The organism is Thioalkalivibrio sp. AKL9 (assembly GCF_000377825.1).
In the GTDB taxonomy this organism is placed as follows: domain Bacteria; phylum Pseudomonadota; class Gammaproteobacteria; order Ectothiorhodospirales; family Ectothiorhodospiraceae; genus Thioalkalivibrio; species Thioalkalivibrio versutus.
This window is the reverse complement of record NZ_KB905109.1, coordinates 154,937-173,180: the sequence shown is the minus strand read 5'-3', so window position 1 is coordinate 173,180 and position 18,244 is coordinate 154,937. Positions and strand designations below refer to the sequence as shown.

Here is an 18,244-nt window from a genome sequence, read left to right as displayed (position 1 = left end):
ATGAAATCCGTTTCGCTCACCCGCCTCGCGACCATCGCTCTGGTCACTGGAGGATTCGCCCTGGCCGCAAGCAGTGCGGCCAGCATGGAGCGCGTTCCGGCGCCCGAAGGGGCCGAGGTGTACTTCATCAGCCCGCAGGATGGCGACACCGTGGAGAGTCCCGTGCGCATCCAGATGGGCCTGCGCGGCATGGGCGTGGCCCCGGCCGGCGTCGAGGCCGACAACACCGGGCATCACCACCTGCTGGTGAACCAGCCGCTGGACGAGGTCGACCTGGATGCCTCGCTCCCCTTCTCCGACCACAAGCGCCACTTCGGAGGCGGTCAGACCGAAGGCGAGATCGAACTGGAGCCGGGTACTCACACCCTGCAATTGCTCTTCATGGACTACCGCCACCTCAGCTTCGACCCGCCAGTGACCTCCGACAAGATCACCATCACCGTCGAATAGGCGGCACAAAAAAAGCCCCCTCCGGACCCGGAGGGGGCTTGTCATCGCCAGTGGCAACCGGTCGCTTACGGCAGTGACGGGATCTCGAACTGCGGCATGTCACCGGTCAGCGCGTGCATGAAGGCCTCCAGGTCCTCGACTTCATCGTCGCTAAACTCCATGCCCAGCATCTCCTGCCCCATGATGCGGATCGCCTCGTCCAGCGTGGCGGTCTCTCCGTTGTTCATATAGGGGTAGGTCAGCGCCACGTTGCGCAGGGTCGGGGTCTTGAAGGCAAAGCGATCACTCTCCTCCCCGGTCACCAGGTAACGGCCCTCGTCTTCCGACCCCGGCACCTGGATGCGATGGAAGTGGCTGTCGGTGAGTGCCGGGCCACGGTGGCAGGCGACGCAGCCGTTATCCGCGAACAGCTTCATCCCGCGCATCTGCTGCTCGCTCATCGCACCTTCGTCCCCGGCCAGCCAGCGGTCCAGCGGCGAGTTCGGGGTATTCAGCGTACGCTGGAAGGTCGCCAGGGCCTTGGCCACGTGATCGGCATTGATCACGTTGTCACCGTCATAGTCGGGATAGGCGGCCGCGAACTTCTCCTGGTACTCGTTGAACTCTTCCAGACGCTCGATTGCGTCCTCCAGCGGCATCGCCATCTCGATCGCGTCCTGGATCGGACCCAGCGCCTGGCCTTCCAGATCGTCCTCGCGGCCATCCCAGAACTGCGCCGTGAAGAAGCCGGAGTTCAGCACCGTCGGGGTGTTGCGCTCGCCGACCTGACCGTCATGACCCACCGCACGCGGGATACGATCCGCCCAGCCCAGCGCCGGGTTGTGGCAGGTCGCGCAGGAGATCACGCCCGAACTGGAGATGCGCGGCTCGAAGAACAGCATCTTGCCCAGTTCGATCTTCTCCTTCGTCATCGAGTTGTCCGCCGGGATCGGCGGCAGCGCCGGCAGCGGCTCGAACACGTCGCGGTACTCGGAATAGTCGGTATCCGCCAGCACCGGGGCCGAGGCCCCCATGGCGACGGCCGCGCACGCCGCGAGCGCCGTCATTCGAAATCCGGAAAGTGTCTTCATGGCAGGGCTCCCTTGGGGAATGGGTGTCGGCTCGAACCGATCTAGACTCGGTCCAGATCGCCTGAAACCCACCCTACCCACGCGGGAAACCGGACGCGATCAAAAACGGGTGTTCCGTTGATCCAGATCAACGGATACCGCTGCCATCCCGACTCAACGCGCCCTTGACCCTCAAACGGAGGCGCCGTAGGGTCCGCCTTGCCTTCAGGTGCCCCGGCCAGAACCGGCCGGGGATAATCGGGAAGCCGGTGCGCGAACACGCGTTCGCAAGTCCGGCACTGCCCCCGCAACGGTAGGCAGAGTCAGGGCGGATCCAATGCCACTGCGGCGCATCCCCGAGATGCCCGCGGGAAGGCGACCCGCCCTGGATGCATCACGCATCCACTCTGCGAGTCCGGAGACCGGCCTGGAGAACACCCGACGCCGCGGTGGGCGGCCGAGCGGGCCAGGACCGGTGTGCTCAACGACCGGCCCTACCCTGCTCCCTGTCCAGCGTCCGGCGTCGTTTTCATCCACGGCGTGCGGGGTCGCTCGTCCAGGGGAGCACCACAACAATGGAAAACACCCATGTCCGACCGGGGCGACATGCCGTCCCGGCCCTTGCCACGTTTTGTCTGATGACGGCCACGAGTCTCGCGCCGGCACAGGCCGGCTTCGACTTCAGCGACGCGGAAGACGGCCTGCAGGTCACCCTGGATCCGCTAGTTCAGGGCCGCTACAGCTACAACCGAGACCCGGACGGCTCCCGCAGCGAGTTCGACTTCCGCCGCGCCTGGCTGGACAGCTCCGGGACCCTGTTCCACCCCGATCTGAGCTTCCGTCTGCAGCCGGATTTCAGCAGCGGCGAGCTGTCCATGCGCGACGTCTGGCTGCAGTACGCGCTGGGCGAATCACTGAGTCTGCGGGCCGGTCAGTTCACCGTGCCCTTCGGGCTGCCACGGGATATCGGCGGGCCCAATCGCCTGTTCACCGAGCTGAGCATCGCCGGCAACCAGTTCGAGGTCCCGGCCGGACGCGACACCGGCGTCGCCCTCCTGGGTGGCGCGGCCGACGACCGCGCCTGGGCCATCGGCGTGTTTGACGGCCGGGGGCGCCTCGACCAGCGCGACGAGCGCCCATCCACCTCCGGGCATCTGCTCAGCGCCCGCAGCGCCTGGGCCCCGGTAGGGGCGGTTCCGCGCGACAACACCACCGTGGGCCAGGCCGTGGAACACACGGTCGCCCTGGGCGCCGGCGTGCAGGCCGCCAGCCGCAATCACCTGCGCGACTGGAGCCGCGGCATCGAAGACACGGTGGCCAACCAGCGCGCCGACTGGATCACTGCCACCGCCGACGCGGTGGTCAAGTTCGGCCATACCTCGCTGTCGCTGGCGGCCTTCCGCCGCGATGTCTCCCCCGACCGCACCGCGAGCTACCACGACTTGGGGGCCGAACTGGAACTGGCACAGTCGCTACCAGTGGAGGGACTGGAGTTCGCTGCCCGCCACGCGGTGCTGCGCCACGACGCCGGCGACGACCTGGACGGAGACGAGCGCTGGCAGCGCGAATGGGGCGCCGGCCTCAACTGGTATCACCGCGGCCAGCGACAAAAGACCCAATTGATGTGGCTGGACCGCGACGCTGGCACTTCAGACTGGGAGCTGCACTTGCAGCACCAGTTCCGCTTCTGAAACCGGAAAGGAGATCCGACATGACTAGAACCACCTTCACACCGGCCCTCCGGGTCACCGGCCTTGTCCTGATCCTGCTCGCCGCCACCGTCGCCCATGCCGGCGAGGTGACGCTTCCGATGCCCGGGCCCTGGGGTGACGACTACAGCGAGACCCTGGACGACCCGGACACAGTGGACGCCACCGAGGCCTTCCAGCGCTTCCGTCAGCAGAGCATGCAGGGCACATCCGCCACCTACCGCAGCATCGAGCAGATCCTGCGTTATGGCGCACCATTCGCCGGACGTCTGCCCGATCTGGCCGAGGAACTGGCGCGCCGCGCCGACGACATCGAAACCTGGTTCGCACGCGAGACACCCGCGCGGCACGGCGAACCCGGAGCCCTGCCCGCGGCCTGGGAAGACCCGGACTTCGCCGAGTACAAGGCCGCCTACCGCGAGGCCGCCCAACAACTACAGCGCAAGGTGGAGTCGGCCGAGGACCTGGGGAACGAAGACTTCCAGCTTCGCGCCACCGAGGCCCTGAACGGCGTGCGCCACCATTGCCTGGCCTGTCACGACAACTACCGCCGCCGCTGAACCGGGTAGGAACCAAGGGGCCGCCTGGCGGCCCCTTTCCGTAATCCTGACCAGGAAGCAACCACCTTCGCCTGCAAGCAGGCTGCCACATCGCCGTGAACCGCAAGACACAAGGAGCCTGCTTGCAGGCGAACACCGGGGGCTCCACAACGCTCACCGGGATCGTCCCTGCCTGCGGAAGATCGAAGACGCGACGCTTAGTCCCCGTCCATGCCCCGATAACGGCGCACGTGCGCCGGGTCGTACAGCGCACTGTCGCGGAAATCGCCCGGATCCAGAGCCGGCCCCACCAGGATCAGCGCCGAACGCCGCGTGGTCAGGGCCTCTGCCCGTTCCACGATATTGCCCAGCGAACCGCGCACCACGGTCTCGTCCGGCCAGCTGGCGCGGAAGACGATCGCCACTGGACAGTCGCAGCCGTAGTGCGGACGCAGGTCCTCGACCACGGTCTCGATATTGTGCAGCGACAGGTGGATCGCCAGGGTCGCCCCGGTCGCGGCGAAAGCCTCCAGCCGTTCGCGCTCCGGCATCGACGAGGCCCGTCCCGGCGTACGCGTCAGCACCACCGACTGTGCCACCTCCGGCACGGTCAGTTCGCGCCCCAGGGTCGCCGCGGCCGCGGAAAACGCCGGCACGCCCGGGGTGATGGTGTAGTCGATCCCGGCCGCCTCCAGGCGGCGGATCTGTTCGCCCAGGGCGCTGTACACCGACAGATCGCCGGAATGCAGTCGTGCGACATCCTCACCGGCCGCATGCGCGCGCTGGATCTCGTCCATGATCGCGTCCAGCGTCAACGGCGCGGTGTTGATCACACGCGCCCCCTCCGGCGCATGCTCCAGCACGGCCTCGGGTACCAGTGAACCCGCGTACAGGCATACCGGACAGGCCGCAATGCGATCGCGCCCGCGCAGGGTCAGCAGATCCGCGGCACCCGGCCCCGCTCCGACAAAATGAACCGTCATGATGACTCCTTGGATAGGTGATGGGCATCGACCCAGGCCACCGCACAGCTGGCCCGCGCTGACAGACGACGCGGCAACAGCAAACGCGCGCCTGCGCCGGCTGCCGCCAGCGCCGCCGCCTCGGCCACCGACCCGACATCGGCGGTTGCGCGTGCCCGCCGCGACTCCGTAAGCACTACGCCGTCGCAGTCCGCCAGCGCGGCCGCGGACAGAAATACGAGTTCCAGTTCCAGCTCGCGCGCCACCGTCGCCAGCATGGCGCTGTCGCTCTTGTGCGCCGGCGCCGCCAGCTGCCGGGCCCCGATCGCCCCGGCACGCTCCGCTCCCGGCATGGCGCGGGCCTCGGCCAGAACCGCACGAATCAGACCCTCCAGCTCCCGCGTCGTACAGGCAGAGGCAAAGCCGACGCCTGGCACGACCCAGGATCCCGCCTGGTTCAACTCCGGTGCAGGGACCACAGGGTCACCGGCCGCAGCGGTTTCCAGCCCGACATCGCGCCCAGCGGTTCCGAGCGACTCACATTGATCCGTGTCAGCTCGCCACCATGGCGCTCGCGCGTCGCCGCCAGCACCGCATCGCCTTCCACCGTCACGCTGTTGGCGACCAGGCGCCCCCCCGGGCACAGGCTCTCCACGCAGTGTTCCACCAGCCCGGGCATCGTCAGCCCACCCCCGATGAAGATCGCGTCGGGGGCAGACAGATCATCCAGCGCCTCCGGCGCGCGCCCGGAGATACATTGCAGGGCCGGGACCCCTAGGGCACGCGCATTGCGCCGGACCCGCTCCAGCCGCTCCGCACGCGGCTCGATGGCCACGGCGCGGTTCGCTGGATCCGCCAGCATCCACTCGATACCGACAGACCCCGACCCGGCACCAATGTCCCACAGGCACTCGCCACGCCCGGGCGCCAGCAGGGCCAGCGTTACCGCACGCACCTCGCGCTTGGTAATCTGCCCGTCCTGCTCGAATTGATCCTCCGGCCGGCCGGCGCTCGCCGCGATCACGGAGGCCGTCGAGGACGCACGGCATTCCAGGGCGATCGTGTTCAGCGGATCCACCTCACATGTCCTCCATTCCGCCACCGTGGCGGCCTCTACGCGCTCCGAGGCCCCGCCCAGTTGTTCCAGAACGGTCAGGGTCGAGGCCCCGAAACCCAATTCATCGAGCCACTGGGCCAACTCGCCAGGCGTCTCACCGTCGCGGCTGAGGATCAGCAGCCGCGCGCCGTCGTGCAGCCACGGGCGCAGCGCCTCCATGGGCCGGCCGTGGACCGACAGGCAGCGGGTCTCCTGTAGCGGCCAGCCCATGCGCGCGGCGGCCAGGCTGAACGCCGATGGCACCGGAAACACGCGGGTGGCTTCCACCGGGAAACGCCGCAGCAATGTCGTGCCAACCCCGAACCAAAACGGATCGCCGCTGGCGAGCACGCACAGCGGCTTCCCCGCTCGCGCCTCGATCCAGTCGAGAGCAGTCTCCAGCGGCGAGGGCCACAGCAGACGTTCCTGCCCCGGCTGCGGCGGCAGCATCTCCAGATGCCGGGCCCCGCCGATCACCGTGGTCGCCTGCGCAACGGCCTCACGGGCCTCCGTTGCCAGTCCGGACAGGCCGTCCGCGCCCACACCGACAATGTTCAGCCATGGCGTTCGTTCGCTGTTCGTGGCTAGACTGGTCATCCTCATGAGCTCCCGTTCATCTCCTGACTCCAGCCCCAGGGCAGCTCGCCCCCGGCACGTTCTGCTGCTGGGCGGCACCACCGAGGCCGCAGCGCTGGAGCCGCTGCTGGATGCGCACCCGCGGCTGCAGGCCACCGTCTCGCTGGCCGGGCGCACCCGAAAACCGGGACCGTCGCGGCTGCCTCGGCGCACCGGCGGGTTCGGCGGCGCCGACGGCCTGGCCGCCTGGCTGCACGCACACGCGATTGACGCACTGGTGGACGCGACCCACCCGTTCGCGCGGCAGATCTCGGCCAACGCCGTCACGGCCGCACGCAACACCGGCATCCCGCTGGCCCGACTGACCCGGCCGTCGTGGGAGGCCGGGCCGGAGGACCGCTGGATCCGCGTGCCCGACCTCGCGGCCGCCGCCCGCGCCCTTCCGGATATCGGCCGACGCGTGCTGCTGACCACCGGCCGCCAGCACCTGGAGGCCTTCGAGGCCGCGCCCGAGCTGGACTACGTGATCCGCACCATCGACCCGCCCGAACCGCCGCCGGCGCTGCCGCGGGTCACCTGGATCCACGCCCGGGGCCCGTTCACGGCCGAGGACGAGGCGCGCCTCTTGCGGGAACACGCGATTGACGTTCTGGTGACCAAGGACAGCGGCGGCGATGCCACGGCCGCCAAGCTGCAGGCGGCTCGCGAACGGGGTATCCCGGTCGTGATGGTCGAACGCCCGCCGGACGCCCCCGGGGTGCCACGATTCCACGCCCCGCAGGCGATACTCGACTGGCTGGAGGATCTCCCGGACGCACACGGCTAACGCGGCTCCCGCCTCATTCCGCCGATTCGACATAACGCGGGGTGTACACATGCCGCCGGCCCGACGGACGCTCCACCACCCGGGTGGACGCGGCACCCACGATCACCAACGTGCTCATGTTCGCCGTGGTCGGGTCCACTTCGCCCAGGGAGGAGATCTGCACGTCTTCGCGTTCGCCGCGGCCCACCGCGGTGGCCAGCACAACCAGGGTGTTCGGCCCCTGCACCTCGCGTACGATGCCCAGTGCCTCGCCCAGCTGCCAGGGGCGTGCGCGCGAGATCGGGTTGTAGAAGGCCATGGCGAAGTCGGCCTCGGCCGCTAGCCGTACCCGGCGCTGGATCAGCGACCAGGGCTTGAGATTGTCCGAAAGCGAGATCACGCAGAAATCGTTTCCCAGCGGCGCACCCAGCCGCGCGGCGGCCGCCTGCATCGCCGAAACCCCGGGGGCCACCTCCACCTCGACGCCCGCCCAGAGCCGAGCCTGCGCCCCTTCCAGGGCCTCGAAGACCGCCGCCGCCATCGCAAACACGCCCGGATCGCCGCCCGAAACCACCGCCACGTCCCGCCCCTCGGCGGCCATGTCCAGGGCATGGGTCGCACGCGCCAGTTCCTCGCGGTTGTCCGAGGCGTGCACACGGTGATGGGTGCCCGCAATCCGTTCCAGGTACGGCCCGTATCCCACCAGGTCGGTTGCCGCTTCGAGACGGGCAGCGACCTCCGGCGTGATCCATTCCGGCCCGGCTGGCCCGACCCCAACCACACTCAACCGACCGACCGGCTGACCGCCATCCCCGCTCATCGCCGAACCCCGCGCCCGGGGATCACAATCATCGAGAAATAGGGCACCCGCTCCGGGATCTCGGACAACGGCAGGACCCGCTCCTCGGCGGTGCTGGCGCGTTCCACGTACCAGGCGCGTTCATCCAGCCCCAGCTCCTGAAGGACACCGACCACCGCATCGCGATGGGTTCCGACCTTCATGATGACCGCCGCATCGGTCCCCTGCAGGGCCTGGCGCAGATCGTCGATCGGCATCGTGCCGGGGATTACCGTCAGCAGGTCATCGCGCATGGTCAGCGGCGTCGACAATTGCGCAGCCGAGGCCATCATCGAGGTCACGCCGGGCACCACGTGGGTGGGAAACCGATCCTTCAGCCGCAGGTACACGTGCATGAACGATCCGTAGAAGAACGGATCGCCCTCGTTCAGCACCACCACCGAACGTCCGGCTGCCAATTCGGCGGCCAGCTGCTCGGCGGCGGCATCGAAGAACTGCTCGATGCGGCGGCGATATTCGTCGGAGCCGTGCGGGATCTCGTTGGTCACCGGATACTCCAGCGGCATCTCCTGCTGCCCCGTACTCAGGTGGGCGTCCACGATGGCGCGCGCCTGGCCACGACCGCCTCGGCGACAGAAGTAGGCCACCACCGGGCTCTCGGCAATCAGCCGCGCGGCCTTCAGTGTCAGCAACTCGGGATCACCGGGCCCGGTGCCCACGCCATACAAACAGCCCGCATCCGAGGTTTCATGCAGCTCGTGAGATGTCGTCATATCCGGTCACTCGCAAAGGCGTTGATGGCCGCCGCGGCCATGGCACTGCCACCCCGGCGCCCGAAAATGGTCAGGTAATCGAGGTTCAGCGGGCTGGTGGCCAGCGCCTCCTTGCTCTCCACCGCGCCAACAAACCCCACCGGGATGCCGAGCACGACGGCCGGCCGCGGCGCACCCTGGTGCAGCATCTCCAGCAGGTGAAACAGCGCCGTAGGTGCATTGCCAATGGCCACGACCGCGCCGTCCAGGTGCGGTCGCCACCATTCCAGCGCCGCGGCCGAACGCGTGGTGCCCAGACGCTCGGCGGCCGCCGCCACCCCGTCCTCCCGCAGGCTGCAGATCACCGGGTTGTCCGCCGGAAGCCGGGCCCGCGTGACCCCGTGCGCCACCATGTTGCTGTCGCACAGGATCGGCGCGCCGGCGGCCAGCGCCTCGCGGGCCGCCCGGGCCACGCCGGCCGAAAACCCGACGTCCCGCGGCAGGTCGGTCATGCCGCAGGCATGGATCATGCGCACCACCGCAGGCACCAGCTCCTGTGGAAAGCGGTCCAGTTCCGCCTCGGACCGGATAATCGCGAAGGACTCCCGGTAGATGGCCGCCCCGTCGCGGATATAGTCGGGTACGGCCCCGGCCGTATCGCTCTGCGTCATGCTGAATCTCCGTTGTTCATCTTCGCGTTCATACGTCTCGTCAGCACGGTTCCCTCCAGCCGTTGCAGGGCCTCGATCCTCGAGTCATTCCCGCCACCCTCTTCGTGGGCGATGGCATCGAGGGCCGCAAGAGACGGCTCGACCTGCCCCGGCTCCAGCCTCTTCAGGACGGTCTCCCATCGCGCGGGGGCGCGTTGCAGCGCCAGGTCATAACGGCCTTCCCGCGCCGTGAGCAGGACCTGCGCATTCGCGGGACGCCCACAGTGCTTGTCGCAGCCACTCACATGCACCTGCCCGCCCCCCGCAAGCAACCCGCAGGCAGCGGCGACGGCTGCCTCTGCATCCGCCCGCGTGGCGGTACTGCCCGCGGAGCAACCCATCTGCCCAATACAGGCACTCACCGCCAGGCGCGGGTCGTCCGGATCGGTCACGCCACCCCACTCGGTGACGCGGTCCGGCTCCACAGGAGGTACCCCGGTCAGAAGCAGGCTGCGCCACGGCGTCAGCCGCAAGCGTCCGTCGTGCGCCCGGATATGCTCGGCCAGCCCCTGCAGCGCCTCGGCGCGCAAGGCCCCGAACGGAAACACGATCCCGAAGGCGCGCCCGTTCAGACACATCCCAATCCCGGCATCCGCGTATCCGGGGATCCGCGCCGCGACCCAGTCGCCGCCCGGGAGCACCCGCTCCAGCCCCGGCGGCGTCAACGCCTCGGGGCCAAGCCGGGCCACGGCGCCAGCCAGCCGCCCCGGCGGATCCACATCGCCTACGCGCAATGCGACGAATCGTTCGAGCACCGCCAGGGCAACGTCCACGACCTTCTCCGGGCACGTCCAGCCCAGCACCGTAGCCGTGCGACTGGACGTCCCCACGGCTACGCGAAACCAAACCCCTCCCAGCGCCGTACAGGCCTCCAGTCGCAAATCCACCGGCACCTCATCCAGCGGCAAACCGCCGCCGGCCTCCACCAGCACCCCCACCTTCGGGGGCAATGCCCGCAGGCGCGGGTGGTCCCCCAGCGCCCGCACGAGATCCCGCGCGACAGGCTGCACATCCATGGCCGCCTCCGGGTCGATATCGGTCACCGGGGCCACCAGGACATTGCGCACCGCCTCCGCCTTAGGGTCGCGATCCGCCAACCCCGCACGCTCCAGCTCGGCGCGGGCCGGCTCCAACCCCGCCGCGTCCAAACCACGCAACTGCAGATTGCCGCGGCTGGTCAACTCCAGGACACCGGAACCAAAGCGACGCGCCACTTCCGCCATGATCTGCGCCTGCCCTGCATCCAGCCCCCCGATCGGGTGCCGCACCCGCATCAGCAGACCGTCCCCGGTGGCCATCGGCGCGGCCACGCCCGGACAGGCCTGGCGCGTCCGCGAATGATCAGCGCTCATCGCTGCACCTTACCCACACTCATGTCCGGATCCTCACACCGCGGGCCACCAGCGCCCAGGCCAGCCCGCCAACGACGAGGGTTGCACCCACGAGCACCCAGAAGGTCGCGGCCCAGGCAAAGCTGCCGGTCCCCAGCAGGCCGTAGCGAAAGCCCTCGATCATGTAATAAAGCGGGTTCAGTACCGCCAGGGACTGCCAGGGCTCGGGCATCCGTTCTACCGGGTAGAACAGGCCGCCCAGGTAGATCAGCGGGGTCAGCACGAACGTGGCCACCACGGAGGTATGGTCGAAGCTGCGCGCATACAGGCCGTTCAGAAGCCCGGCCAGGGCGAACAGCAAGGCGCTGATCAGCGCAATCCCCAGCGTGGCCGCCAGGTGGTGCAACTGGAGATTGGTAAACGGAATCGCGACCAGCGCCACCAGCGCACCCGCCAGCAGCCCGCGAATCACACCGCCGGTGGCGAAGCCCGCCACAATCAGCCAGGCAGGCAGCGGCGCGACCAGCAGTTCCTCGATATGTCGCTGCAGCCGTGCGCCGTAGAACGCCAGCGTCACATTGCTGTAGGCATTGGTGGCCACCGCCAGGATGATCAGGCCGGGCAGGATGAAATCGGCGTAATCGACACCCCGCATGGTGCCGAGCTCACGCCCGATCAGGTGACCGAAGATCACCAGGAACAGGACCGTCGTCACCACCGATGGCAGGAGGTTCTGCACCCAGGCGCGCAGGAAACGCCGCACCTGTTTGACCACCATCCCGCGGTAGGCAAATCCGTAAGCCGCGAGTCTCATGTCCCCCTCCCCGGCGGTGCGGCAGCGCGTTCCGCGATGCGCTGCAGGAACAGCGACTCGAGCCGGTTGCGCTTGTTGCGCACTCCCGCGACACGCACCCCGCTTGCGCCCAGGCGGTCGAACAGGTCATTCACCTCCATGCCCTGCGGCAGGTCGACCTCCAGGGTCCAGCGATCGGTCAGACGCATCGCCAACCCCTCCAGCGCCGGGGCCGCGTCCAGCGGCGCGTTCAGTTCCAGCACCAGGGTCTGCACGTTCAGCCCGTGCAGCAGTTCGCCGGTGTCACCGCGCGCGACGATCTCGCCCTGATCCAGGATCGCAAGGGTGTCGCACAGGGTCTCCGCCTCCTCCAGGTAGTGGGTGGTCAGGAGGATCGTCACGCCGTCCGCGTTCAAGCCACGCAAAAGCTCCCAAGTGGCATGGCGCCCCTCCAGGTCCACCCCCGCCGTCGGCTCGTCCAGGAGCAGGACGCGGGGGCGGTGCACCAGGGCCCGGGCAATCATCAGCCGCCGCTTCATGCCCCCCGACAGGCCCCAGGCCGACTGTTCGCGCCGGTCCAGCAACCCCGCCTGCTTCAGCACCTCGCCGGTTCGCTCGCGCGCGCGCCTTGGGGACAGCCCGTAGTAAGCCGCCTGGGCCTCGACGATCTCGCCCACCGGTTCGAAGCTGTTGAAGTTGACCTCCTGCGGTACCACGCCCATGCACGCCTTCGCCGCAACCGCCTGCGTGGCCACGTCGTACCCGCAGACCCGGATCGAACCGCGATCCGCCCGCACCAGCGTGGTCAACAACCCCACCAGGGTGGTCTTACCGGCCCCGTTCGGCCCCAGCAGGCCCAAAAAGCGGCCCGCCGGCACCTCCAGATCCACGTTCGCCAGCCCAACCCGGCCACCGGCGTAGCGCTTGGCCACCGACTGCAGGGCAATCGCCGCGGCCGTCATGGCGCGAGCCCCGCGGCACCATCCGCAAACCCGACGATGCGGCCCGCCCGATCCACCGCGCAGACCTCCAGCGCCGTGGTCTCCGGCAACATCCCGCGGGCCCGCTGCCAGGCGCGCGCACTGATCCGGTCGGCCAGCGCCACGCCTTGTTCCAGGCAGTCCGTGAGGGCCTGGGCACTGGTGTTGGCCGCGCGGATGCGCGCCACCAGGTCCGGGCTGGCGCCCAGATCCGCGGCTTCCTCCGCCAGGGCATCGAGATCGATGCGCGACTTGCGGCTATGGGCATCCAGATGCCCGGCCGCAAACTTGCTGAGCTTGCCGAAGCCCGCGGCCAGCACCACTGCGGGCAAGGGGTTGCGCCGCAGGTATTTCAGCGCCGCCCCGAACAGATCCCCCATCTCGATCAACGCCATGTCGTCCAGGCCGTAGCGATCACGCACCGCCGCCTCGCTGGTGCCGCCGGTACAACAGGCCACGCGCGAAGACGCGTTGGCGCGGGCCACGTCGATGGCCTGATGGATGGACGCGATATAGGCGGCACAGGAAAACGGCCGCACGATCCCGGTCGTGCCCAGGATCGAAAGACCCCCGAGGATGCCCAGGCGCGCGTTCATGGTCCGTTCGGCAATCCGTTCGCCGCCGTCCACGCCAACCGTGACGCGAAAGCCCCCGCTGTAACCGCTCGCCTCGGCAAGCGCCTCCAGGTGGCCCTGCATCATGCGCCGCGGGACCGGATTGATTGCCGGTTCGCCCGGTGCGAGCACCAGACCCGGACGCGTGACCGTACCCACCCCGGCGCCCGCCATGAATTCGACGCCGGGCGCACCGCACAGGGTCACCTCGACCCAGACTCGCGCCCCGTGGGTCGCATCTGGATCATCGCCGGCATCCTTGATAACCCCGGCGACCGCACCACCCGGGGTCGGTTCCAGGTCGTTCAGTGCCAGGCTCACCACCTGTCCCCTAGGCAGGGTGACCTCGACCGTCTGGAGCCGCTGCCCCTCCAGCAGCCAGCGGGCATCGGCGACGGCGGCCGCGGTCGCGCAGACACCGGTGGTCAGGCCGGTGCGCAGGCGCCCGGTGGTCTCGGGCGTCTCCGGGCGCATGGCGCCCCGCGGATGGTTCGTGTCAGCCGATTTCATGCGTTCCCGGGACGGACTGGGCACCTTGCGCGGCAATCGTCTCGCGCAGGCGCACCACCTCGCCCACGATCAGCAACGCGGGCGACTGGATGGCGAGATCCGCCACCTGCGTCGGGAGGTCAGCCAGCGTGCCCTCGATGACGCGCTGCATCGGGCGTGTGCCCTGCTCCACCAGCGCGGCCGGCATCGCACCATCCGCGCCCGCCGCCATCATCTCGCCGCAGACCTCGGCCAGGGTGTGCAGCCCCATGTACACCACCAGAGTCTGCTGCGGCTGGACCAGCGAGGCCCAGTCAAGATCCGTCTCGCCGGCACGCCGATGGGCGGTCACGAACTGGCAGCGATAGGCATGATCGCGATGGGTCAGAGGGATCCCGGCATACGCCGCGCAGCCACCCGCTGCCGTAATCCCCGGCACGATGCGGACCGGGATCCCGGCCGCGGCGATCGCCGCGGCCTCCTCGCCGCCGCGCCCATAGACGAACGGATCTCCACCCTTCAGGCGCACCACGTAGTGCCCCTCCCGTGCCAGCGCGATCATGCGCTCGTTCAGGTCCCCCTGATCGCAACTGTGCCGTGAGCGGGCCTTGCCCACATACAGGCGCTGCGCCTGCGGATTGGCCAGCTCGAGGATCGCCTCCGGGATCAGGCGGTCGTGCAGCAGGACATCGGCGTGCTGCATCGCGGCCACCGCATCCAGCGTCAGCAGACCCGGATCGCCCGGCCCTGCTCCGACCAGATCCACGCAGCCGGGCTTTCGCTCGCCGCGTAACGGAAGGCGGGCCCCGGCGCGTGCCCCACACCCGATCCGCGTCACCTTGTCCCGCTGCCGATCACTCATGATCGAAACAGCTGAGCCGTGGCCGCGGGGTTAGAAGGGAACCAGGCATGTAGGTAAGTGGCGGTCAGGCGACCATCGCGATAGATCGCCTCCCCCTGCGAGCCCGTCCCGCGGGCCCGCCAGCAGTGGCCATAGGGTTCCAGCCCGACTTCCGAGCGGGTGTGGTGAAAGGTATGCCCCCGCAACTCGCCCTCGGGCAGCGGGGCCGCCTGGAGACCCAGGCCCTGCAGGCGGTCCGCCAGCTGGGCCTTGCCCGGCACCAGCCCGGCCATGGGCGCGGCATGGCCCTCGCGATCGGCCAGTTCGTCCAGCAGGTAGAGAAAGCCCCCGCACTCCGCCAGAATCGGGCGGCCCGCCGCATGATGGGCCTCCAGGTCCGACTTCAGGCCGGTATTGGCGGACAGCTGATCCAGATACAACTCGGGGTAACCGCCCGGGAGCCAGACGGCATCGGCCTCTGGCAGCCCGTCCCCCGCAAGCGGGGAAAAGAACCGCAGCTCGGCGCCCATCTTCTCCAGCAGGCGCAGATTGGCCGGATACATGAAGGCGAAGGCCGCATCCCGTGCAATGGCAATGCGCACGCCGGACAGCGCCGCCTCGATCGGCGCGATCGCCTCTGGATGAAAGGTCACGGGCTCCGGAAGCCCTGTCACGGCGGCCTCTTCGATCGCGGCCGCCGCCGCCTCCAGCCGCGCATCCAGATCGCCGATCTCCCCCGCCTGGACCAGGCCCAGGTGGCGATCCGGGACACTTAGCGTCTCGTTACGCTGCACGGCACCAAAGAAGCGGATCGCCTCCGGGGTGCAGTCCTCCAGCATCCGCGCATGGCCGGGGCTACCCACCCGGTTGGCAATCACGCCGGCAAACGACAGGCCCGGACGGTAGGTCGACAAGCCATGCACCAGCGCCCCGAAGGTCTGGCCCATGCCGCTGGCATCGACCATGGCCAGGATTGGCAAGCCGAAGGCCTGGGCCAGATCCGCGCCGGAGGGATCCCCGTCGAACAGCCCCATCGAGCCCTCCACCAGGATCAGGTCGGATTCCTGGGCCGCCTCGTACAGCATCGCCCGACAGGCTTCTTCCCCGACCATCCACAGATGCAGGGCGTCGACCGGGTGGCCGGAGGCCTGCTCCAGGATCATCGGGTCGAGGAAGTCGGGGCCGGTCTTGAACACGCGCACGCGGCGGCCCTGGTTGCGGTGGTAGCGGGCGATGCCGGCGGTGATCGTGGTCTTGCCCTGGCCCGAGGCCGGGGCCGCCACGAACGCGGCGGGGCAGCTCACACTCACAGCTCGATCCCCTTCTGCGCCTTGATGCCGGCCTGGAAGGCGTGCTTGACCACACCGATCTCGCTGACGGTGTCGGCGGCCTCGATCAGGGCCTTGGGCGCGGCGCGACCGGTGGTGATCACGTGCTGCATGGGCGGGCGATTGGCGAGATCCTCCAGCACCTCGTCCACGTCCAGGTACTGATATTTCAGCGCGATGTGCAGCTCGTCGAGCAGCACCAGGTCGACGTTCGGGTCGCGCAGCATGTCGCGGGCATGCGCCCAGGCCTCGCGGGCCGCCTCCACGTCCTTCTCGCGGTCCTGGGTCTCCCAGGTGTAGCCCTCGCCCATCACGTGGTACTGCACGTGGTCCTGACCACGGAAGAAGGCCTCCTCGCCGGTGGCGAACTGCCCCTTGATGAACTGGACGATGCCGACCTGCATGCCGTGCCCCAGGGCCCGGGCGACCATGCCGAAGCCGGAGGAGCTCTTGCCCTTGCCGTTGCCGGTCAGGATCAGGAACACGCCCTTTTCTTCCTGCGCCTCGGCGATCTTGCGGTCCACCACTTCCTTCTTGCGCGCCATACGCTGCGCGTGGCGTTCGGCCTTGGCCGCGTCGGTATCGTTGGTCATGTCGCTCTCTCCTGCAGTTCGTAATGGAAAAACGCGGTGCGGGTGCGGCCGGACAAGCTACTGGGCCGCCGCCCACTCGGTGTGCCGCGTTTCAAGCTCGGCCAGTCCATCCAGGATCACCGGTGCCGGGTGCGAGAAATACCCGCTTGGCAGATTCACCACCCTCACCGGGCTCGATGCGACCACCGCTCGGCAGCTGCGAGCCTCGGACCCAGAGAAGGTGAACACCACGTCAGCGTCATACTGGTTGATCAGATCGGCCAGTTCGTCGGTGTCCTCCGACAGCCTCAGGTGATGCACACCTGGCTGGTTCGCAACGACCTCGAATCCCGCGCGGGTGAAGGCATCATGCAGCCAGGTCTTTGGGCCGTACACGTAGGCTTGCGCGCTGCACGAGGACATCAGGACCGCACGCTCGCCGGAGGCCCCCACGGCATTGGCCGCCTCCTGCCACGCATCGTCGAATGCGGCGGCGCGCACCGCACCGTCGTCCAGGCCCGCAGCATCCGCAATGCGTTCGAGATTTTCGCGCACGGCATCCATCCCTTCGAAGCCGCCCAGCACGATGGCCCGGGTCCCGGCCGGCACGGTATCGGCCCAGTCATCGCGCTCGACCCAGCTCGAGGTGAACGCCAGATCCGGTTCGACGCGGCTGATCGCCTGCTCGTCCGGGTCCAGAATGCCGCCGGTATCCTCCACGTCGAGATCGTCGTAGCGGCTCGCCCCCACGATGCAGGGGGTCAGCTCCAGGTACTCCAGCGAGTGCGTAATGTACGGCGACTGGCTGACAATCCGCGGACACTCGCCCGCTGTCGCCGTTACCGGAAACACCAACCCCGCGGTCAGGACAAGGGCCAGAAACCCGGTCCCCGGGGTCCATGGCCAGCTGCAACCGAATGCGCGCGTGTATCGGCAGACCTGAGTGATCATCGGAAACTCCCCTTGATTATTGCCCGCGGGCCAACACGGCACGCAACGGCGTTCACTCGCCGATCAGGATCATGCGACCGGTGTCCGGGTCCCGGTAGACCTGCCCCATGGATTCGAAGCCCGAGCCGGCCTCGCCGGCCCCCTCGGGCGGGTCCGGGATCTCGCGCCCGGGTTCGATCTCGGCACCGCCGCTGGCCGGTTCCAGCCCGCTACCCGAGGCGGCCATCACCACCATCAAGCCGACGGCGAACACCAGCATGATGTCGGCCAGATTGGCCAGCGGGCCCATCGGCTCCTCGTCGGGCGCGTCGAAGCGCGAGGCGCGGTAGTGCGGGACCCTCATGCCGCCGCCTCCATACGCTCCATCGCCGCGTCATACCAGCGGCGACGCAGGCGCCCGAGCAGGAAGCCGAGAATGCCGACCAGCAGTCCCAGCACCGTGGTATTGAAGGCCACCGTAACGGCCTGGGCGAGGATTTCCAGTTCGCCCCGGCCCATCGCGGCCAGCCCCGGACCCAGCGGGATCAACGTCCCCATCAGCCCGAGCATCGGGCCGATGCGCGCCAGCAGATCGGCGCGGTCGATGCGCCGCCGGGCACGGTAAGCGAGGCGTTCGGCATCGCCGCTCAATTCCAGACGGCGTACCCCACCGGAGCGTTCACCCAGTGCCAGCCCGAGCTCCCAGACGGCGACCGCGACCAGCACCAGCAGGCCAACGATCACTGGCTCCAGCAGCCAGCGCACCACGGTGTCCATCAGTTCCATCGTGATCGAGAAAGTCATTCGGTTTACCTCGTTACCCTTTGTTCGCACGGCCCTGTGTAGGAGGCCAGCCTCTGGCCGATGGGGCGTATCCGACGCTGCAATCGCCGAGAGGGCTCGGCTCCTACAGGCCCGA

21 protein-coding genes and 1 riboswitch are annotated in these 18,244 nt (G+C 68.8%); of the genes, 4 read left to right on the top strand and 17 right to left on the bottom strand.

All coding sequences use genetic code 11. From position 1 onward, the window contains the following. Window positions 1-450 carry a DUF4399 domain-containing protein gene (locus D573_RS0108510; protein WP_018938722.1) on the top strand — a complete coding sequence of 150 codons (450 nt, stop codon included), beginning with the start codon at window positions 1-3 and terminating at the stop codon, window positions 448-450. 65 nt (window positions 451-515) lie between these two features. Here D573_RS0108510 and D573_RS0108505 read toward each other — a convergent pair whose 3' ends face one another. Next, window positions 516-1,496 carry a cytochrome-c peroxidase gene (locus D573_RS0108505; RefSeq protein WP_018938721.1) on the bottom strand — a complete coding sequence of 327 codons (981 nt, stop codon included), beginning with the start codon at window positions 1,494-1,496 and terminating at the stop codon, window positions 516-518. A gap of 213 nt (window positions 1,497-1,709) precedes the next feature. Then, window positions 1,710-1,945: riboswitch (cobalamin riboswitch) on the top strand. 129 nt (window positions 1,946-2,074) lie between these two features. Here D573_RS0108505 and D573_RS0108500 point away from each other — a divergent pair. Continuing rightward, the gene (locus D573_RS0108500) at window positions 2,075-3,190 is read left to right on the top strand and encodes a porin (RefSeq protein WP_018938720.1); all 1,116 of its coding nucleotides are present in this window, start codon (window positions 2,075-2,077) and stop codon (window positions 3,188-3,190) included. 20 nt (window positions 3,191-3,210) lie between these two features. Continuing rightward, window positions 3,211-3,768: a cytochrome c gene (locus D573_RS0108495; RefSeq protein ID WP_018146006.1), complete on the top strand. Its 558-nt coding sequence runs from the start codon at window positions 3,211-3,213 to the stop codon at window positions 3,766-3,768. A 197-nt stretch (window positions 3,769-3,965) separates the two neighbouring features. Here D573_RS0108495 and cobM read toward each other — a convergent pair whose 3' ends face one another. The 3 genes from cobM to D573_RS0108480 are packed head-to-tail and all read right to left on the bottom strand — an operon-like array spanning window position 3,966 to window position 6,402. Further along, window positions 3,966-4,730, bottom strand: coding sequence for a precorrin-4 C(11)-methyltransferase (gene cobM, locus D573_RS0108490; protein ID WP_018938719.1), 765 nt, complete (start codon window positions 4,728-4,730; stop codon window positions 3,966-3,968). Next, window positions 4,727-5,170 carry a cobalamin biosynthesis protein gene (locus D573_RS0108485; RefSeq protein WP_017942389.1) on the bottom strand — a complete coding sequence of 148 codons (444 nt, stop codon included), beginning with the start codon at window positions 5,168-5,170 and terminating at the stop codon, window positions 4,727-4,729. Before D573_RS0108485 ends, cobM begins: the two co-directional genes overlap by 4 nt. Beyond that, on the bottom strand, window positions 5,167-6,402 hold the full coding sequence (locus D573_RS0108480; RefSeq protein WP_026287979.1) for a bifunctional cobalt-precorrin-7 (C(5))-methyltransferase/cobalt-precorrin-6B (C(15))-methyltransferase: 1,236 nt from the start codon (window positions 6,400-6,402) through the stop codon (window positions 5,167-5,169). Before D573_RS0108480 ends, D573_RS0108485 begins: the two co-directional genes overlap by 4 nt. Window positions 6,403-6,406: 4 nt before the next feature. Here D573_RS0108480 and D573_RS0108475 point away from each other — a divergent pair, with 4 nt between their 5' ends. Further along, a complete protein-coding gene (locus D573_RS0108475; RefSeq protein WP_026143078.1) occupies window positions 6,407-7,207 on the top strand; it encodes a cobalt-precorrin-6A reductase in 801 nt (266 codons plus the stop codon). 13 nt (window positions 7,208-7,220) lie between these two features. On the opposite strand, the gene cobJ is transcribed toward D573_RS0108475, so the two are convergent. The 13 genes from cobJ to D573_RS0108410 are packed head-to-tail and all read right to left on the bottom strand — an operon-like array spanning window position 7,221 to window position 18,129. Continuing rightward, window positions 7,221-8,006 (bottom strand): precorrin-3B C(17)-methyltransferase, encoded by a 786-nt coding sequence (gene cobJ, locus D573_RS0108470; protein WP_018938717.1) that lies wholly within the window; start codon window positions 8,004-8,006, stop codon window positions 7,221-7,223. Next, window positions 8,003-8,758, bottom strand: coding sequence for a precorrin-2 C(20)-methyltransferase (locus tag D573_RS0108465; RefSeq protein WP_018938716.1), 756 nt, complete (start codon window positions 8,756-8,758; stop codon window positions 8,003-8,005). The genes cobJ and D573_RS0108465 overlap by 4 nt, the downstream gene beginning before the upstream one ends. After that, window positions 8,755-9,408, bottom strand: coding sequence for a precorrin-8X methylmutase (locus D573_RS0108460; protein ID WP_017942384.1), 654 nt, complete (start codon window positions 9,406-9,408; stop codon window positions 8,755-8,757). The genes D573_RS0108465 and D573_RS0108460 overlap by 4 nt, the downstream gene beginning before the upstream one ends. Further along, window positions 9,405-10,799 carry a precorrin-3B synthase gene (gene cobG / locus D573_RS0108455; protein WP_018938715.1) on the bottom strand — a complete coding sequence of 465 codons (1,395 nt, stop codon included), beginning with the start codon at window positions 10,797-10,799 and terminating at the stop codon, window positions 9,405-9,407. Before cobG ends, D573_RS0108460 begins: the two co-directional genes overlap by 4 nt. Window positions 10,800-10,818: 19 nt before the next feature. Then, a complete protein-coding gene (locus D573_RS0108450) occupies window positions 10,819-11,592 on the bottom strand; it encodes an ABC transporter permease (RefSeq protein ID WP_018940762.1) in 774 nt (257 codons plus the stop codon). Next, on the bottom strand, window positions 11,589-12,533 hold the full coding sequence (locus D573_RS0108445; RefSeq protein WP_018938714.1) for an ABC transporter ATP-binding protein: 945 nt from the start codon (window positions 12,531-12,533) through the stop codon (window positions 11,589-11,591). The genes D573_RS0108450 and D573_RS0108445 overlap by 4 nt, the downstream gene beginning before the upstream one ends. After that, entirely contained in the window at window positions 12,530-13,639 is a 1,110-nt protein-coding gene (locus D573_RS0108440) for a cobalt-precorrin-5B (C(1))-methyltransferase (RefSeq protein WP_017942380.1), read from the bottom strand. The genes D573_RS0108445 and D573_RS0108440 overlap by 4 nt, the downstream gene beginning before the upstream one ends. A 22-nt stretch (window positions 13,640-13,661) precedes the next feature. Continuing rightward, window positions 13,662-14,516: a uroporphyrinogen-III C-methyltransferase gene (gene cobA, locus D573_RS0108435; RefSeq protein WP_026143077.1), complete on the bottom strand. Its 855-nt coding sequence runs from the start codon at window positions 14,514-14,516 to the stop codon at window positions 13,662-13,664. Beyond that, complete coding sequence (locus D573_RS0108430) at window positions 14,513-15,805, bottom strand: cobyrinate a,c-diamide synthase (RefSeq protein ID WP_017942378.1); 1,293 nt, start codon at window positions 15,803-15,805, stop codon at window positions 14,513-14,515. Before D573_RS0108430 ends, cobA begins: the two co-directional genes overlap by 4 nt. After that, window positions 15,802-16,416, bottom strand: a complete 615-nt coding sequence (cobO, locus tag D573_RS0108425) for a cob(I)yrinic acid a,c-diamide adenosyltransferase (RefSeq protein WP_017942377.1) — start codon at window positions 16,414-16,416, stop codon at window positions 15,802-15,804. The genes D573_RS0108430 and cobO overlap by 4 nt, the downstream gene beginning before the upstream one ends. A gap of 57 nt (window positions 16,417-16,473) precedes the next feature. Further along, on the bottom strand, window positions 16,474-17,346 hold the full coding sequence (locus D573_RS0108420) for an ABC transporter substrate-binding protein (protein ID WP_018938712.1): 873 nt from the start codon (window positions 17,344-17,346) through the stop codon (window positions 16,474-16,476). Window positions 17,347-17,398: 52 nt separating this feature from the next. Further along, complete coding sequence (locus D573_RS0108415) at window positions 17,399-17,689, bottom strand: DUF2149 domain-containing protein (protein ID WP_018866862.1); 291 nt, start codon at window positions 17,687-17,689, stop codon at window positions 17,399-17,401. After that, entirely contained in the window at window positions 17,686-18,129 is a 444-nt protein-coding gene (locus D573_RS0108410) for a MotA/TolQ/ExbB proton channel family protein (RefSeq protein ID WP_018938711.1), read from the bottom strand. Before D573_RS0108410 ends, D573_RS0108415 begins: the two co-directional genes overlap by 4 nt. Window positions 18,130-18,244 lie beyond the last annotated feature (115 nt).

Coding starts and splice junctions, on each gene's coding strand:
- D573_RS0108505 (WP_018938721.1), bottom strand. CDS start 1,496: ATGACGGCGCTCGCGGCGTGCGCGGCCGTCGCCATGGGGGCCTCGGCC.
- D573_RS0108480 (WP_026287979.1), bottom strand. CDS start 6,402: ATGACCAGTCTAGCCACGAACAGCGAACGAACGCCATGGCTGAACATT.
- D573_RS0108445 (WP_018938714.1), bottom strand. CDS start 12,533: ATGACGGCCGCGGCGATTGCCCTGCAGTCGGTGGCCAAGCGCTACGCC.
- cobA (WP_026143077.1), bottom strand. CDS start 14,516: ATGAGTGATCGGCAGCGGGACAAGGTGACGCGGATCGGGTGTGGGGCA.
- D573_RS0108420 (WP_018938712.1), bottom strand. CDS start 17,346: ATGATCACTCAGGTCTGCCGATACACGCGCGCATTCGGTTGCAGCTGG.
- D573_RS0108440 (WP_017942380.1), bottom strand. CDS start 13,639: ATGCGCCCGGAGACGCCCGAGACCACCGGGCGCCTGCGCACCGGCCTG.
- cobJ (WP_018938717.1), bottom strand. CDS start 8,006: ATGAGCGGGGATGGCGGTCAGCCGGTCGGTCGGTTGAGTGTGGTTGGG.
- D573_RS0108475 (WP_026143078.1), top strand. CDS start 6,407: ATGAGCTCCCGTTCATCTCCTGACTCCAGCCCCAGGGCAGCTCGCCCC.
- D573_RS0108500 (WP_018938720.1), top strand. CDS start 2,075: ATGGAAAACACCCATGTCCGACCGGGGCGACATGCCGTCCCGGCCCTT.
- D573_RS0108495 (WP_018146006.1), top strand. CDS start 3,211: ATGACTAGAACCACCTTCACACCGGCCCTCCGGGTCACCGGCCTTGTC.
- cobG (WP_018938715.1), bottom strand. CDS start 10,799: ATGAGCGCTGATCATTCGCGGACGCGCCAGGCCTGTCCGGGCGTGGCC.
- D573_RS0108510 (WP_018938722.1), top strand. CDS start 1: ATGAAATCCGTTTCGCTCACCCGCCTCGCGACCATCGCTCTGGTCACT.
- cobO (WP_017942377.1), bottom strand. CDS start 16,416: ATGACCAACGATACCGACGCGGCCAAGGCCGAACGCCACGCGCAGCGT.
- D573_RS0108450 (WP_018940762.1), bottom strand. CDS start 11,592: ATGAGACTCGCGGCTTACGGATTTGCCTACCGCGGGATGGTGGTCAAA.
- D573_RS0108465 (WP_018938716.1), bottom strand. CDS start 8,758: ATGACGACATCTCACGAGCTGCATGAAACCTCGGATGCGGGCTGTTTG.
- cobM (WP_018938719.1), bottom strand. CDS start 4,730: ATGACGGTTCATTTTGTCGGAGCGGGGCCGGGTGCCGCGGATCTGCTG.
- D573_RS0108415 (WP_018866862.1), bottom strand. CDS start 17,689: ATGAGGGTCCCGCACTACCGCGCCTCGCGCTTCGACGCGCCCGACGAG.
- D573_RS0108410 (WP_018938711.1), bottom strand. CDS start 18,129: ATGACTTTCTCGATCACGATGGAACTGATGGACACCGTGGTGCGCTGG.
- D573_RS0108460 (WP_017942384.1), bottom strand. CDS start 9,408: ATGACGCAGAGCGATACGGCCGGGGCCGTACCCGACTATATCCGCGAC.